The 14,225-nt window shown below is 72.7% G+C and carries 14 protein-coding genes; 8 read left to right on the top strand and 6 right to left on the bottom strand.

The annotated features are described in order from the left end of the window. Positions 1–2 precede the first annotated feature (2 nt). From ACWCRJ_RS07350 to ACWCRJ_RS07335, 4 genes are all read left to right on the top strand, one after another. Positions 3–2,393, top strand: a complete 2,391-nt coding sequence (locus ACWCRJ_RS07350) for a xanthine dehydrogenase family protein molybdopterin-binding subunit (RefSeq protein WP_450938379.1) — start codon at positions 3–5, stop codon at positions 2,391–2,393. A gap of 401 nt (positions 2,394–2,794) precedes the next feature. Beyond that, positions 2,795–4,243 carry an NCS2 family permease gene (locus tag ACWCRJ_RS07345; RefSeq protein WP_450938378.1) on the top strand — a complete coding sequence of 483 codons (1,449 nt, stop codon included), beginning with the start codon at positions 2,795–2,797 and terminating at the stop codon, positions 4,241–4,243. A 51-nt stretch (positions 4,244–4,294) separates the two neighbouring features. Further along, positions 4,295–5,449 (top strand): XdhC family protein, encoded by a 1,155-nt coding sequence (locus tag ACWCRJ_RS07340; protein WP_450938377.1) that lies wholly within the window; start codon positions 4,295–4,297, stop codon positions 5,447–5,449. A gap of 91 nt (positions 5,450–5,540) precedes the next feature. After that, positions 5,541–6,479, top strand: coding sequence for a hypothetical protein (locus ACWCRJ_RS07335; RefSeq protein WP_450938376.1), 939 nt, complete (start codon positions 5,541–5,543; stop codon positions 6,477–6,479). A 36-nt stretch (positions 6,480–6,515) separates the two neighbouring features. Here ACWCRJ_RS07335 and ACWCRJ_RS07330 read toward each other — a convergent pair whose 3' ends face one another. Together ACWCRJ_RS07330 and ACWCRJ_RS07325 are read right to left on the bottom strand one after the other, a co-directional pair. Further along, positions 6,516–7,169, bottom strand: a complete 654-nt coding sequence (locus ACWCRJ_RS07330; protein ID WP_450938375.1) for a class I SAM-dependent DNA methyltransferase — start codon at positions 7,167–7,169, stop codon at positions 6,516–6,518. Positions 7,170–7,253: 84 nt separating this feature from the next. Then, a complete protein-coding gene (locus ACWCRJ_RS07325) occupies positions 7,254–7,706 on the bottom strand; it encodes an SRPBCC family protein (RefSeq protein ID WP_450938374.1) in 453 nt (150 codons plus the stop codon). A 140-nt stretch (positions 7,707–7,846) separates the two neighbouring features. Here ACWCRJ_RS07325 and ACWCRJ_RS07320 point away from each other — a divergent pair, with 140 nt between their 5' ends. Beyond that, complete coding sequence (locus ACWCRJ_RS07320; RefSeq protein ID WP_450938373.1) at positions 7,847–9,115, top strand: cytochrome P450; 1,269 nt, start codon at positions 7,847–7,849, stop codon at positions 9,113–9,115. 48 nt (positions 9,116–9,163) lie between these two features. Here the strand turns inward: ACWCRJ_RS07320 and ACWCRJ_RS07315 are convergent, their stop codons facing one another. Then, positions 9,164–9,487, bottom strand: a complete 324-nt coding sequence (locus tag ACWCRJ_RS07315; RefSeq protein ID WP_450938372.1) for a hypothetical protein — start codon at positions 9,485–9,487, stop codon at positions 9,164–9,166. A 44-nt stretch (positions 9,488–9,531) separates the two neighbouring features. On the opposite strand from ACWCRJ_RS07315, the gene ACWCRJ_RS07310 reads away from it, so the two are divergent. After that, positions 9,532–9,951 (top strand): ankyrin repeat domain-containing protein, encoded by a 420-nt coding sequence (locus ACWCRJ_RS07310; RefSeq protein ID WP_450938371.1) that lies wholly within the window; start codon positions 9,532–9,534, stop codon positions 9,949–9,951. A gap of 33 nt (positions 9,952–9,984) precedes the next feature. On the opposite strand, the gene ACWCRJ_RS07305 is transcribed toward ACWCRJ_RS07310, so the two are convergent. After that, positions 9,985–10,359, bottom strand: coding sequence for a DoxX family protein (locus ACWCRJ_RS07305; protein ID WP_450938426.1), 375 nt, complete (start codon positions 10,357–10,359; stop codon positions 9,985–9,987). A 151-nt stretch (positions 10,360–10,510) separates the two neighbouring features. Between ACWCRJ_RS07305 and ACWCRJ_RS07300 the strand changes: the two genes are divergently transcribed. Further along, positions 10,511–11,011: a MarR family winged helix-turn-helix transcriptional regulator gene (locus ACWCRJ_RS07300; protein ID WP_450938370.1), complete on the top strand. Its 501-nt coding sequence runs from the start codon at positions 10,511–10,513 to the stop codon at positions 11,009–11,011. A 41-nt stretch (positions 11,012–11,052) separates the two neighbouring features. Here the strand turns inward: ACWCRJ_RS07300 and ACWCRJ_RS07295 are convergent, their stop codons facing one another. Further along, positions 11,053–12,069 (bottom strand): LacI family DNA-binding transcriptional regulator, encoded by a 1,017-nt coding sequence (locus ACWCRJ_RS07295; RefSeq protein WP_450938369.1) that lies wholly within the window; start codon positions 12,067–12,069, stop codon positions 11,053–11,055. A gap of 112 nt (positions 12,070–12,181) precedes the next feature. Between ACWCRJ_RS07295 and ACWCRJ_RS07290 the strand changes: the two genes are divergently transcribed. Next, complete coding sequence (locus ACWCRJ_RS07290; RefSeq protein WP_450938368.1) at positions 12,182–13,333, top strand: Gfo/Idh/MocA family protein; 1,152 nt, start codon at positions 12,182–12,184, stop codon at positions 13,331–13,333. 60 nt (positions 13,334–13,393) lie between these two features. On the opposite strand, the gene ACWCRJ_RS07285 is transcribed toward ACWCRJ_RS07290, so the two are convergent. Continuing rightward, entirely contained in the window at positions 13,394–14,164 is a 771-nt protein-coding gene (locus tag ACWCRJ_RS07285) for a GntR family transcriptional regulator (RefSeq protein WP_450938367.1), read from the bottom strand. Between the last annotated feature and the right edge of the window lie 61 nt (positions 14,165–14,225).

Genomic DNA, 14,225 nt, shown 5'->3' with positions numbered 1-14,225 from the left:
TCATGGGAACCACCGGCCTGCCCACCACCCTCACCCAGGGCTCCCGCACCAGGGGCGGCATCGGCGAGTCCACGCTCCGCCCGGACGGCACCCTCAAGGTCACCGGCGAGTTCGCGTACTCGTCCGACATGTGGCACGAGGACATGCTCTGGGGCCAGATCCTGCGCTCCACGGTCGCCCACGCCGAGATCGTCTCCATCGACACGGCCGAGGCCCTCGCCACCCCCGGCGTGTACGCCGTCATGACCTACGACGACCTGCCGACCGAGGTACGCCACTACGGCCTGGAGATCCAGGACACCCCGGTCCTCGCCCACGGCAAGGTCCGCCACCACGGCGAGCCCGTCGCGATCGTCGCCGCCGACCATCCGGAGACCGCGCGCCGCGCCGCCGCCAAGATCAGGGTGGAGTACCGCGAACTGCCGGTCGTCACCGACGAGGCCTCCGCGACCGCGCCGGACGCGATCCTGATCCACGAGGGCCGCACCGACCACCACATCGGCCATGTCGCGCACCCCAACATCCTCCACCGCCAGCCCATCGTCCGCGGCGACGTGGCGGCGGCCCGGACGCGCGCCGATGTGATCGTCGAGGGCGAGTACGTCTTCGGCATGCAGGACCAGGCCTTCCTCGGCCCCGAGTCCGGCCTCGCCGTACCCGCCGAGGACGGCGGTGTCGACCTCTACATCGCCACCCAGTGGCTCCACTCCGACCTGCGGCAGATCGCGCCCGTGCTCGGGCTGCCCGAGGACAAGGTCCGGATGACCCTGGCCGGGGTCGGCGGTGCCTTCGGCGGCCGCGAGGACCTGTCGATGCAGATCCACGCCTGCCTGCTGGCCCTGCGCACCGGCAAGCCGGTGAAGATCGTCTACAACCGCTTCGAATCCTTCTTCGGGCACGTCCACCGCCACCCCGCGAAGCTGTACTACGAGCACGGGGCGACGCGCGACGGCAGGCTCACCCACCTCAAGGCCCGCATCGTCCTGGACGGCGGCGCCTACGCCTCCGCCTCCCCGGCCGTGGTCGGCAACGCCGCCTCGCTCGGCGCCGGACCGTACGTCGTCGAGGACGTCGACATCGAGGCGGTCGCCCTCTACACCAACAACCCGCCCTGCGGCGCGATGCGGGGCTTCGGAGCGGTCCAGGCGTGCTTCGCCTACGAGGCGCAGATGGACAAACTGGCGGCGAAGCTCGGTATGGACCCGGTCGAGCTCCGGCAGATCAACGCCATGGAGCAGGGCACGCTCCTGCCCACGGGTCAGCCGGTCGACTCCCCGGCGCCGGTCGCCGAACTCCTGCGCCGCGTCAAGGCGATGCCCCTGCCGCCGGAGCGCCAGTGGCTCGCGGCGGGCGAGGCGGCCGACGTACGACAGCTGCCGGGCGGCCTGTCCAACACCACGCACGGCGAGGGCGTCGTCCGGGGCGTCGGCTACGCGGTCGGCATCAAGAACGTGGGCTTCTCCGAGGGCTTCGACGACTACTCGACCGCCCGCGTCCGGATGGAGGTCGTCGGCGGCGAACCCGTCGCCACCGTCCACACGGCCATGGCGGAGGTCGGCCAGGGCGGCATCACCGTCCACGCGCAGATCGCCCGCACCGAACTGGGCGTCACGCAGGTGACCATCAACCCGGCGGACACGCGGGTGGGTTCGGCCGGCTCGACCTCCGCGTCCCGGCAGACGTACGTCACGGGCGGCGCCGTGAAGAACAGCTGCGAGCTGGTCCGGGAGCAGGTGCTGGAGCTGGGCCGGCGCAGGTTCGGCACGTACCACCCGGCCTGGGCCACCGCCGAACTCCTCCTGGAGGGCGGCAAGGTCGTCACCGACGCCGGTGAGGTGCTGGCCGACCTGGTGGACGTCCTCGGGGACGAGGCCGTCGAGGTCGAGGCGGAGTGGCGGCACCGGCCGACCGAACCCTTCGACCTGCGGACCGGGCAGGGGTTCGGGCACGTCCAGTACTCCTTCGCCGCACACCGCGCGGTCGTCGAGGTCGACACCGAGCTGGGCATGGTCAAGGTCGTCGAGCTGGCCTGCGCCCAGGACGTCGGCAAGGCGCTCAACCCGCTCTCCGTGGTGGGCCAGATCCAGGGCGGTACGACCCAGGGTCTCGGTATCGCGGTGATGGAGGAGATCGTCGTCGACCCGAAGACCGCGAAGGTCCGTAACCCGTCCTTCACGGACTACCTCATCCCCACGATCCTCGACACGCCGACCATCCCCGTCGACGTGCTCGAACTCGCCGACGACCACGCGCCGTACGGGCTGCGCGGCGTCGGCGAGGCCCCCACCCTGTCGTCGACCCCGGCCGTCCTCGCGGCGATCCGGAACGCGACGGGTCTGGAGCTGAACCGGACGCCGGTACGGCCGGAGCATCTGACCGGTACGGCGTCGTAGTCGCCGGGTCGCCGGGTCGCCGGGTCGCCCGTGCGTCCATGCGCCCATGCGCCCATGCGCTCGGGCGGCTCGGTACGTCGGCGGGTGCGGGTTCGGTCGGGGCTGGTCGCGCAGTTCCCCGCGCCCCTGAAAAGCAGGGGCTGCGCCCCGTGCTTTCAGGCCCGCAGGGCCGTGGTCTTTCAGGCCCGCAGGGCCGTGGTCTTTCAGGCCCGCAGGGCCGTGGTCTTCAGGGGCGCGGGGAACTGCGCGAGAAGCCCCACCGGACCCGCACCCGACAACGCACCCCCATTAGCACACACCACGTTCGTCTCGGGCCGTCCCCCGGGTCGGGCACCTTCCCAAATCCCGCCGAAGCCCAGTGCAACGGCCGGGTGCCCCTGTGAACCTTGGGAGAAGGCCCCATGACCCAACAGTCGCTGAAGCCGAGGACGGCCGCCGAAGGCACCGCCGACCCGGCAGGCCGGTCCCGTCTCGACCGGTACTTCCACATCACCCGCCGAGGCTCCACCGTCCCCCGAGAGGTCCGCGGCGGCGTCACCACCTTCATGGCGATGGCGTACATCCTTCTGCTCAACCCGCTCATCCTGTCCGGCCCGGACGCCACGGGCGCCACCCTAGGCCAGAAGGCCCTGATCACGGCGACCGCGCTCGCGGCGGCCGTCACCACCCTCCTCATGGGCTTCGTCGGCCGCGTGCCGCTCGCCCTCGCCGCCGGCCTCTCCGTCTCCGGTGTCATCGCCTCGCAGGTCGTCCCCCGGATGACCTGGCCGCAGGCGATGGGCATGTGCGTGATCTACGGCGTGATCATCATGCTTCTGGTCGTCACCGGCCTCCGGGAGCTGATCATGAACGCCATCCCGCTCGCGCTGAAGCACGCCATCACCATGGGTATCGGCCTCTTCGTCGCCCTGATCGGCTTCTACAAGGCCGGCTTCGTGCACCAGGGCAAGGCGACCCCGGTCAGCCTCGGCCCCACCGGCGAACTCGCCGGCTGGCCGGTCCTCCTCTTCGCGGTCACCCTCCTCGCGATCTTCATGCTCCAGGCCCGCGGCGTGCCCGGGGCGATCCTGCTCGGCATCGTCGGCGGCACGGTCCTCGCCGTCGCCCTCAACGCCCTCGACGTCGTCGACCCGAAGCAATGGGCCAGTGGCGCACCGGAGTTGCACGGCGCCGCGGTCTCGATGCCGGACTTCTCGCTCCTCGGGCACGTCGAGTTCGGCGGCTGGGGCGACGTCGGCGCGATGACGGTCGGCATGATCGTCTTCACGCTCGTGCTCGCCGGGTTCTTCGACGCCATGGCCACCATCATCGGCGTGGGGACCGAGGCCGGGCTCGCCGACGACAAGGGCCGGATGCCGGGGCTGTCCAAGGCACTGTTCATCGACGGCGCCGGCGGCGCGATCGGCGGCGTGGCCGGTGGCTCGGGCCAGACCGTGTTCGTCGAGTCGGCGACCGGCGTCGGCGAGGGCGCCCGCACGGGGCTCTCCTCCGTCGTCACCGGCCTGTTCTTCGCGGCCTGCCTGTTCTTCTTCACCCCGCTCACGGCGATCGTGCCCGGCGAGGTCGCGGCCGCCGCGCTCGTCGTCATCGGCGCCATGATGATGATGAACGCCCGGCACGTCGACTGGTCCGACCGCGCCACCGCGATCCCCGTCTTCCTGACCGTCGTGATCATGCCGTTCACGTATTCCATCACCGCGGGCGTCGCCGCCGGAGTCGTCTCCTACGTCGCCATCAAGCTGGCCCAGGGCCGGGCGCGGGAGATCGGCGCGTTCATGTGGGGCCTGACGGCGGTCTTCCTCGTCTTCTTCGCCCTCGACCCGATCGAGAGCTGGCTGGGCGTGCACTAGGCCCCGCCGCCGAGTACCGTCCGCACACCCGTCGCTTCAAGGAGACCGAACATGCTGGACATCGCCGAAGAACTGCACCGGTGGGTCGAGCAGGGGCGCGACTTCGCCGTGGCCACCGTGGTGGCCGTCGGCGGCAGCGCTCCCCGGCAGCCGGGCGCCGCCCTCGCGGTGGACGCCGAGGGCACCGCGATCGGCTCGGTCTCCGGAGGTTGTGTGGAGGGCGCCGTCTACGAGCTGTGCCGACAGGCGCTGGCGGACGGCGAACCTGTGCTCGAACGCTTCGGCTACAGCGACGAGGACGCCTTCGCGGTCGGTCTGACCTGCGGCGGCGTCATCGACATCCTCGTCACACCGGTGCGGGCCGGCGACCCGGTCCGCCCGGTCGTCGCCGCCGCGCTCTGCGCCGCCACGAGCGGGGAGGCGGCGGCACTGGCCCGGATCGTCTCCGGCCCGGCGGACCTGCGGGGCCGCGCCCTGCTGGTCCGCCCGGACGGCGCGTACGACGGCGGCTACGGCGCCCATCCCGAACTGGACCGCACCGTCGCCGCCGAGGCCCGCGCCTTCCTCGACGCCGGCCGCACGGGCACCCTGGAGATCGGAGAGCAGGGCTCACGGTGCGGAGCACCGCTCACGGTCCTCGTCGAGTCGTCCGTCCCACCGCCCCGGATGATCGTCTTCGGTGCGATCGACTTCGCGTCGGCGCTGGTCCGTGTCGGCAAGTTCCTCGGGCATCACGTCACCGTCTGCGACGCCCGTCCCGTGTTCGCGACCCGTGACCGCTTCCCGGAGGCGGACGAGATCGTCGTCGACTGGCCCCACCGATATCTGGAGCGGACGGCCGTGGACGCCCGTACCGTCCTGTGCGTCCTCACCCACGACGCCAAGTTCGACGTCCCGCTCCTTCAGCTCGCCCTACGGCTCCCCGTCGCCTACGTCGGCGCGATGGGCTCCCGCCGCACCCACCTCGACCGCAACGAACGTCTCCGGCAAGTAGGCGTCACCGAGTTGGAGTTGGCCCGGCTCAGGTCCCCGATCGGCCTCGACCTCGGGGCTCGCACACCGGAGGAGACGGCTCTGTCCATCGCCGCCGAGATCATCGCCGCCCGGCGCGGCGGCAGCGGCGTCGCCCTGACCGGCGCGCACACCCCGATCCACCACGACGGTTCACCCGACGTCACGCGGCTGCCGAGCCTGCGGGTCTCCTGACCTCCAACCCCCGGCCCGGCTCCGCAACTTGACCCCCAGGGCGACAGGGCGGACCGTTGCGGTACGACAACAGCACTACGGGGGCAGACAGTTGGGTACGGGGAGCGGCGAAGAACGCCCGGCCGCGGGCGCGGACCAGGGCCCGGACGGCACGCCGCGCGCGGACGCGGGCGACGGCAGCGCGGGCGCGAGCGGAAACGGCGGTGGCCGGCCCCCGGGCGAGAGCACCGCCGACCGCGACGCGGCCTCCGCCGCCGAGGACGGCGCGGACGAGGGCTCCGGCACCCACTCGGACGAGGACGGCGCCGACTCGGGAGACGGCCCCGGCACCGGATCCGGAGACGACGACCCCGGCACCGGATCGGGCGAAGCCCCTGGCGCAGACCCGGCCGGCCCCGCCGACAACGCCACTCCTGACCCCGAGGCCGTCCCTGACCCCGACGCCACCCCCGACGAGCGGCGGCTGTCCACCCTCTCGACGACCCTGCTCGGCCTCTTCCTCCTCGCCGACGTCGTCTTCGTCTGCGGAGCCCTCGTGACCCTCTGGCCCGCCGTGCTGGCCACGGTCGAGCCCGGGGCCGAGCCGGCGGCCACCGCGCGCTGGTCGCCCTTCGGCCTCGGGGACTGGGCCCTGACCGCCGACACCGCGATGCTGCTCGCCGTGGTCGTGTGCAGCGCGCTCGGCAGCTTCGTCCACGCGGCCACCTCCTTCGCGACCTACGTCGGCAACCGGCGGCTCTACGCGAGCTGGCTGTGGTGGTACCTCCTGCGGGCCGGCATCGGTGTGGCCCTCGCCCTGCTCGTGTATCTCCTGCTGCGCGGCGGCCTGTTCGCGGGCAGTTCCGGTACCGGCGCCACCAACCCGTACGGTTTCTCCGGTATCGCCGGGCTCTGCGGACTGTTCTCCAAGCAGGCCACCGACAAGCTCCGCGAGATCTGCGACACCCTCCTCACCACCACGGGCGACGGCGACCGAGACCGCCGCGACGGCCTGGCCGCCGGCCGGAACGGCGACCCGGGCGCGTCCTGACCGGCCCCGGCCCCGGTCCGCAGCCCTCCCGGCGGTTCACCCCGGCTTGCGCGCCAGCACGTACGCCTGGGGCGTGGCCGCCGTGGTGTCCGGCCCGTCCGCCTCCCGCACCAGCCGCGCGGACTCCACGAACCCGGCGCCCGTCAGCAGCTCCGCGACCAGGTCGGGCGGGAACCGGTGCACGTCGAGGTCGAGGGGGTGACCGTACGCGTGCGAGAGGTGCACGGACTCGTCCCCGACCTTGTACGCCAGCGCGAGGAGGCCGCCTGGCGCGAGGACGCGATGGAACTCCCGGAAGAGGGGAGGGAGTTCGTCGAGCGGGGTATGGACCGTCGAGTACCAGGCGAGGGCGCCCGCAAGCGAGCCGTCCTCGAAGTCGAGCGCGGCCATCGTCCCCACGTCGAAGCGCAGCCGAGGATGGCCCCAGCGCGCCACGGTGATCATCTCCGGCGAGAGGTCGATCCCGCAGATGTCGAGCCCCAGCGAGGCCAGATGCCCGGTGACCCGACCGGGGCCGCACCCCAGGTCCGCCACGCGGCCGCCCCCGGTGCCCAGCACCCGCTCGGCGAACACGCCCAGCATCGCCCGCTCGAACGGGCTGTTCGCCAACTCGTCCCTCAGTAACCTCTCGTAGTCGGCGGCGACCGTGTCGTACGACGCCCGGGTGGCGTGCGGGTGGTGTGTGCTCATGCTCCGGGACAGTAGCCGGGGGGTCTGACACGCACGTCGGGACCGAGATCCGTGACACCGGTCGCCGGACGCCCTGTCGCAGGCTCAGCCCGGCCGACCCCCGGACGCGAGCAGCCCGTCCACCGCCCGCCCGAACATCCGCCGTGCCACCAGCCCCAGCGGGCGGTCGAAGAGGCCCGGCAGCCCGCGCACCCGCAGGTCCTCCCGCCACACCGCACGGCACGCGCCGGCGCCGTGCGGACGGACCTCGATCTCGGCCCACCCGGTGACGAACGAACCGTGCTTGACCAGCCGGCACCTCCCACCGGCCGCCCCCTCCGGCGGCTGCCAGAGCGTGACCTCCATCGGGTCGTCGAAGGCGAGCGGGCCGACACCGCTGCGGGCCACGAACACCGTGCCCTCACCGGTCGGGGGAGGCGTGCGGATGGTGACGCGGGTCAGCGGGACGACGTCGGCGTGCCGGGGCCAGTCGGTGAGACGCTGCCAGGCGCGGTCCGCGGGGAGGGGTAGGAGGCGTTCCAGGACGAAGAGAACCACGGGGCGATCGTAGGCGCGTAGGCCCCTTCCCACCCTTCCCGACCCGCAGGGCCGTCCCCGCGCGGAGCCTCTACCGCGCCGCCCCACCGTACGGCACCATGAGCGCGACCGCACGCCCGCCCCGGCCGGAAGGTGCTCCCGTGGACGCTGAACTGCACGGCAGGCTCGACGAGTTGCAGCGGGATCCGTATCCGCACTACGCGCGTGCCAGGGCGGCGGAGGGGCTGACGTACGTCCCCGAGCTGGACTCCTGGCTGGTCGCGCGGGACGCCGACGTACGGGAGGTGCTGCGGCGCCCGGAGGACTTCTCGTCGGCGAACGCGCTGCGGCCGGACGTCATGCCCGCGCCCGCCGCGCTGGCCGTGCTCGGCGGCGGCTTCGGCGGACGCCCCGTCGTCGTCACCGCCGACGGGGCCCTGCACCAGGAGCTGCGGGCACCCATCGTGCGGGGCCTGTCGCCCGCGAGGGTCGCGGCGGTCCTCCCGTACGCCGCCGAACGGGCCGAAGCCCTGATCGACGGCTTCGTCAAGGACGCCGAGGAGGCCGCGGGGGCGGGGACCGGGCCGCACGGCGAGGGCGGCCGGGTCGAGCTGATGTCCGCCTACGCGGGCCGCCTCCCCGGGGAGGTCATCGGCCGCCTCGTCGGCTTCGATCCGGACGACGTACCGGAGCTGGTCCATGGCGGTCACCGGGCCGAGCAACTGCTGTTCCGGCCCATGACGGAGGCCGAACAGATCGCGGCGGCCGAGGACGTGGTCGCCACGGCCCACCGTCTCGACGCGTTCGTGCGGGCCCGGCACGCCGACCCCCGCGAGGACCTGGGCACCGAACTCATCAGGTCCGTCGCCGGAGCCGGCGCCGGTGAGCTGACGCTCGACCACCGTCATCAGGTCGTCGCCCACCTGCAGAACCTGCTCATCGCCGGGCACCTGACCACGACAGCCCTCATCGGGACGACCCTCCTGCACCTCCTGCGCGACCGCCGGCAGTGGGAGTTGCTCTGCGCCGAGCCGGAACGCATCCCGGCCGCCATCGAGGAAGCCGCCCGCTACGACACCGCGCTGCAGGGTTTCCGCCGGGTCACCACCCGGCCGGTCACCCTCGCCGACACCGAACTCCCCGCCGGGGCACCGGTGTTCCTCGCCTTCGCCAGCGCCAACCGGGACGGCTCGCGCCACCCGCGCCCCGACGACTTCGACATCACCCGGCCCGCCGGCAGCCGCCACCTCTCCTTCGGCCTCGGCACCCACACCTGCCCCGGCTCGCAGCTCGCCCGCGAACAACTCCGCCTCACCCTGGAGCTGTTGACCAGCCGCCTGCCGGGCCTGCGCCTCGCGGACGGCCAACACATCACCATGCGCCCGACCTTGATCCACCGCTCCCCGGAACGCCTCGAACTCGTCTGGTGACCCGGACGGCATGCACGCCGGCCGGCGCGCGGAGGGTCCGACGTCGGCTCACACGTCCCCCAACTCCCGCGCAGCCACCGGCATCCCCGTCTCCGGCGACCGGTTCACCGCCGGCCCCGTCACCAGCGACCGCGCTCCGTCCACCGCGCCGGCCGCCCGCCCCAGCGCGTCCGGCGCGCGCTCGCCGAACAGGTCGGCCGGCATACGGACATCGCCGCCGCCGTGCAGGACCTGGCTCGACCCGGTGACCCGTACCCGAGGCCGTGTCCACGTAGACTCCTCCACCAGCAGCTCGACGCGGCCCTCGCTGCCGTCGAAGGCGTCCTGGCCTTCCAGCGGTTCCTGGTGGAGGGCATGGTCAACCGGGATCAAACCTGGGGTGACGCCCGGGATGTCCTCAGGAGGGGGAGCGCACGGTGAACACACGGCGGCGGAAGAAGCTGTCCCGGCGGCTGGTGTGGGCCGCGATGATCGGTGACACCGCCGGGGTCGGCACGCTGCTGCGTACCGGAGCGCCCGCCGAGACGGCCGACGCCGAGGGGACGACGCCCCTGTACGCGGCATCCGTCCACGGGGCCGCCGAGACCGTCCGCCTGCTCCTGGCCGCCGGGGCCCTGCCCGACACCGAGAGCGGACGCGGCACGGAGGGCACACCGTTGTGCGGCGCCGCGTGCTGGGGGCACACCGAAACGGTGCGCGTGCTCCTCGCCCACGGCGCCGACCCCGGCCTGCGAGAGGACCACGGCACCGGCCGCACCCCGCTCGACTGGGCGACCGCCGGCCCCCACCCCGAGACGGCGGCCCTGCTGCTGGCCGCGGGGGCGCGTTCGTCCTGACCTGCGCACCGCCGCGGTACCCGTGCGGGACGGTCAGAACGCGTACGGTCCGAAGCGGCCCCAGGCCACCACGGCCGCCAGGATCAGCAGTACCAGGCTCGGGACGCTCTCCTTGATCTCCTTGCGCCGGACGTGGAAGCCGACCGCGCCGAGCATGGTGAGGACGAGGCCGGTGGCCGCCAGCGGGACGAGGACCGGGGCTATGTCCAGTGCCGCCGGGAGGATCAGGCCGAGGGCGCCCAGGGCCTCCACCGCGCCGATGCCCTTGATCGCGCCCGGGGAGAACTCCTCGGCCCAGTTCATACCGGAGGCGATCAGTTTCTCCCGGGGCTGGGTGGTCTTCATCAGGCCGGCGGCGAGGAAGGCGGCCGCGAGCACGCTCGCGATGATCCAGAGGGTGGCGTTCACGGTGGGCACGTCCGGTTCATGAGTTCTGGTGAGTTGAACGTTCAAGGGATGCGGGGCTCAACGTAGGACCGTGTGACTTGAAACGTCAAGTCATCGGAGCGTCAGGTCATGCCGCGGGGGGTCACATGGAGCGGCACGTAGAGTGGGCGTCATGGAGGCCATGGAGACACCGCACCAGTCGCGTGGGCTGACCGAGGAGGAGAGGGAGACCTGGCACGCGCTGGCGGGCCTGATGGTCCGTCTGCCGAGTGCTCTGGACACGCGCCTCCAGCAGGACTCGGGGATCAGCCATGTGGAGTATTTGGTGATGTCGATGCTGTCCCAGAGCGAGGAACGCACTCTGCGGATGAGTGACCTCGCCAGGCATGTCGGCTCGTCGCTGTCCCGGCTGTCCCATCTCGTGAAGCGGCTGGAGAGGAGCGGATGGGTGCGCCGGGAGCCGGACCCCTCCGACGGGCGCTACACGCTGGCCGTGCTCACCGAGGCCGGTCACGCCAAGATCGTCGAGAGCACGCCGGGGCACGCCGACGCCCTGCGGCACCTGGTGTTCGACGCGCTCACCAGGACCCAGCAGCGGCAGCTGCGGGACATCGGGCGGCGCGTCTGGCGCAGCGTCGCGCCGGACGACCACTGCGTGCCTCCGCCGAGCTGACGGCGCGGCCCCGAGCGAACGGGAGACCGGCGGCCGACGCCTCAGTGGCCGGCCGGCGGGCCCGTGGTGCCGCGGACCTCCAGCGTCGGCGTGGTCAGGACGACCTTGCCGACGCGCGTCGGGTCGGCGATACGGTCGAGGAGGCACTGGGCGGCGACCCGTCCGACATCGTGGCTGGCGTTGTCCACGGTGGTGAGCCAGAGGTGGCGCAGGCGGGCGACGTAGGTGTTGTCGTAGCCCACGAGGGAGAGGTCGCGCGGCACCTTCAGGCCCATCTCCTCGGCGGCGGAGAGGGCGCCCACGCAGGCCATGTCGTTGAAAGCCACGACGGCGGTGGGGCGTTGGCGGGCGCCGAGCAGCCGGACCGTGGCGCGGTAGCCGCCCTCCTCCGTCAGGTCGCCCCGCTCGACGGACGCCAGGTCGCCCAGCCCGTGCTCGCGCATCACGGTCTCGAAGCTGCGGCGGCGCAGCGCGCCGACCACACCGTCCCCGGCGATGTGCGCGATGCGCCGATGTCCGAGGGTGATGAGGTGCTCGGTGGCGAGGCGGGCGCCGAGCTGGTCGTCGCCCGCGACGACGTCCACGTGGGGGAGCGTGGGCTCCCGGGCGCCCGCCACCACGGTCGGGATGAGCATGGCCGCCGTGCGCAGGGCCTCGGACGGCGGCAGGGTGCCGACCGCTATCAGTCCGTCGACCCGCAGCTCGGTGAAGGTGCGGGTGAGGTCCTCGCCGAGCCGCCGGTTGAGATGGCCGTCGGCCAGCAGCATGCGCAGACCGTTGTCGTGCAGCCGGGAGTTGAGGCCGTCCAGCAGCTCCACGAACCAGGGGTTGCGCATGTCGTGGAGAAGGACGCCGACCGTGCGGGTGCGGCGCTCGCTCAGGCTGCGCGCGGCGGCGTTCGGCCGGTAGCCCAACTCGTCCACGGCCGTCAGCACGGCCTGCCGCTTCTCCTCGCGCACCTGTTCCGAGCCGCGCAGCACCAGCGAGACCAGGGACTTGGACACACCGGCCCGCTCGGCGACGTCGCGGATCGTCGGGGTCGCGGGTCCGGGTCTCATGGCCTGGACCGTTCCACAGCAGGGTGCCCCTGTCAAAGGGCTTGACAGTCCCGGAGCCTGCCCCCAGTGTGGGCGGCGTACGCGTTTGGAACGGTCCAATAGAAGGGCAGTCATGGTGGGTGCGCTCGGTGTCGCCGTCGTGGGGTTCGGCTGGATGGGACGGGTGCACACCCAGGCGTACGCCCGCGTGACCCATCACTTCCCGCAGCTGGCCCTGCGGCCCGAGCTGGTCACCGTCGTCGAGGAGGTGCCCGGCCGCGCCGAGGAGGCCGCCCGGCAGTTCGGGTTCGCCTCGACCGCCCGGGACTGGCGCGAGGTGGCCGCCGACCCCCGCATCCAGGCGGTCAGCATCACCGCGCCGAACTTCCTGCACCGCGAGATCGGCGTCGCCATGGCCGAGGCCGGCAAGCACATCTGGATCGAGAAGCCGGTCGGGCTCACCGCCGCCGACGCCCGCGCCGTCGCCGACGCGGCCGCCCGGGCCGGGGTCCAGGGGACCGTGGGCTTCAACTACCGCAACGCGCCCGCCGTCTCCACCGCCCGCGAGCTGATCGCCGCCGGCCGGATCGGCACCGTCACGCATGTTCGCATCCGTCTGTTCAGCGACTACGCCGCTCACCCCGAGGGTGCCCTGACCTGGCGCTACGAGCGGGAGCGCGGTGGCAGCGGCGTCCTCGGCGACCTCGCCTCGCACGGCGTGGACCTGGCCCGTCATCTGCTCGGCGACATCACCTCCCTCACCGCAGACACCGCGATCTTCGTCCCCGAGCGGGCCCGGCCCACCGGCGCCACCGCCGGTCACACCCGGGCCTCGGGCGGCGAACTCGGCCCCGTGGAGAACGAGGACTACGTCAGCTGCCTCCTCCGCTTCTCCTCCGGCGCCCGGGGTGTCCTGGAGGCCTGCCGGGTCTCCGTCGGCGAGCAGAACAACTACGGCTTCGAGATCCACGGCACCGAGGGCGCCCTCTTCTGGGATTTCCGTCGCATGGGCGAGCTGGGCGTCAGCAGCGGTGACGCCTACCAGGACCAGTCCGTGCACACCCTCTTCGTCGGCCCCGGCCACGGCGCGTACGGTGCCTTCCAGCCGGGCTCCGCCAACGCCATGGGCTACGACGACCTCAAGGTCGTGGAGGCGTACAACTTCCTGCGCTCGATCGCCGAGGACACCCCGTACGGCACCACCCTCGCCGACGCCGTGCACAGCGCCACCGCGCTGGACGCGATGAGCCGCTCGGCCGAGTCGGGGGCATGGGTGAACCTCTGAACCCGGGGGTGAGCGGAGCTCTTGGACCGTTCCCGGGCCCGAACTCCCTTGCCCCGGGCTTCAGTTGCGGACGAGAAGCTGGAAGTCGAAGGAGTAGCGCGAGGCCCGGTAGATGTGGGTGCCGTACTCCACCGCGCGGCCGGTGTCGTCGTACGCCGTGCGCCGCATGGTGAGCAGCGCGGCGCCCTCCGGTTCGCCGAGACGCCCGGCCTCCTCGGGGGTGGCGATACGGGCGCCGACGCTCTGGTGGGCGCTGTGCAGGGTGATGCCGGCGTTGCGCATCATCCGGTACAGGCCCGTCGACTCCAGGTGCTCGGTGGCGAGGTCCAGCAGCCCGCCCGGCACGAAGTTGGCCAGATACGCCACCGGCTGGCCGTGGGTCAGGCGCAGCCGCTCGAAGAGGTGCACCTCGGCGCCCTCGGCGATGCCCAGGGCGGCCGCGACCTCGGCGGAGGCCTGCCGCACCTCGCTCAGCAGCACCCTGGTCGTGGGCTGCTGACCGGCCGCCTCCAGGTCGTCGTACAGGCTGCTCAGCTCCAGCGGCCGTTTCACCTGGCTGTGCACGACCTGCGTACCGACACCCCGGCGGCGTACGAGCAGGCCCTTGTCGACGAGCGACTGGATGGCCTGCCGTACGGTCGGGCGGGACAGGCCGAGCCGGCCCGCGAGCTCGATCTCGTTGCCCAGCAGGCTGCCGGGGCCGAGGGCGCCGTGCTCGATCGCCGACTCCAGCTGCCGGGCAAGCTGGTAGTACAGCGGCACCGGGCTGCTCCGGTCGACGCTGAGGCCGAGACTCCCTGTACTCCCCGTGGTCGCGCTGGTCACGCCCATGAGAGTAGCCGTCCGTCCGGATGACAGGAACCCCTGTCATCGCATTGTCCTGACATGGGCG

Source organism: Streptomyces sp. NPDC002324 (assembly GCF_053593335.1).
The sequence above is the reverse complement of the archived record's forward strand: the minus strand, read 5'-3'. Positions and strand labels throughout refer to the sequence as shown.

Excerpts from the sequence above, each read along its gene's own strand:
- ACWCRJ_RS07350 (WP_450938379.1), top strand. The coding sequence starts at position 3 with ATGGGAACCACCGGCCTGCCCACCACCCTCACCCAGGGCTCCCGCACC.
- ACWCRJ_RS07345 (WP_450938378.1), top strand. The coding sequence starts at position 2,795 with ATGACCCAACAGTCGCTGAAGCCGAGGACGGCCGCCGAAGGCACCGCC.
- ACWCRJ_RS07340 (WP_450938377.1), top strand. The coding sequence starts at position 4,295 with ATGCTGGACATCGCCGAAGAACTGCACCGGTGGGTCGAGCAGGGGCGC.
- ACWCRJ_RS07330 (WP_450938375.1), bottom strand. The coding sequence starts at position 7,169 with ATGAGCACACACCACCCGCACGCCACCCGGGCGTCGTACGACACGGTC.
- ACWCRJ_RS07300 (WP_450938370.1), top strand. The coding sequence starts at position 10,511 with ATGGAGGCCATGGAGACACCGCACCAGTCGCGTGGGCTGACCGAGGAG.
- ACWCRJ_RS07295 (WP_450938369.1), bottom strand. The coding sequence starts at position 12,069 with ATGAGACCCGGACCCGCGACCCCGACGATCCGCGACGTCGCCGAGCGG.
- ACWCRJ_RS07290 (WP_450938368.1), top strand. The coding sequence starts at position 12,182 with ATGGTGGGTGCGCTCGGTGTCGCCGTCGTGGGGTTCGGCTGGATGGGA.
- ACWCRJ_RS07285 (WP_450938367.1), bottom strand. The coding sequence starts at position 14,164 with ATGGGCGTGACCAGCGCGACCACGGGGAGTACAGGGAGTCTCGGCCTC.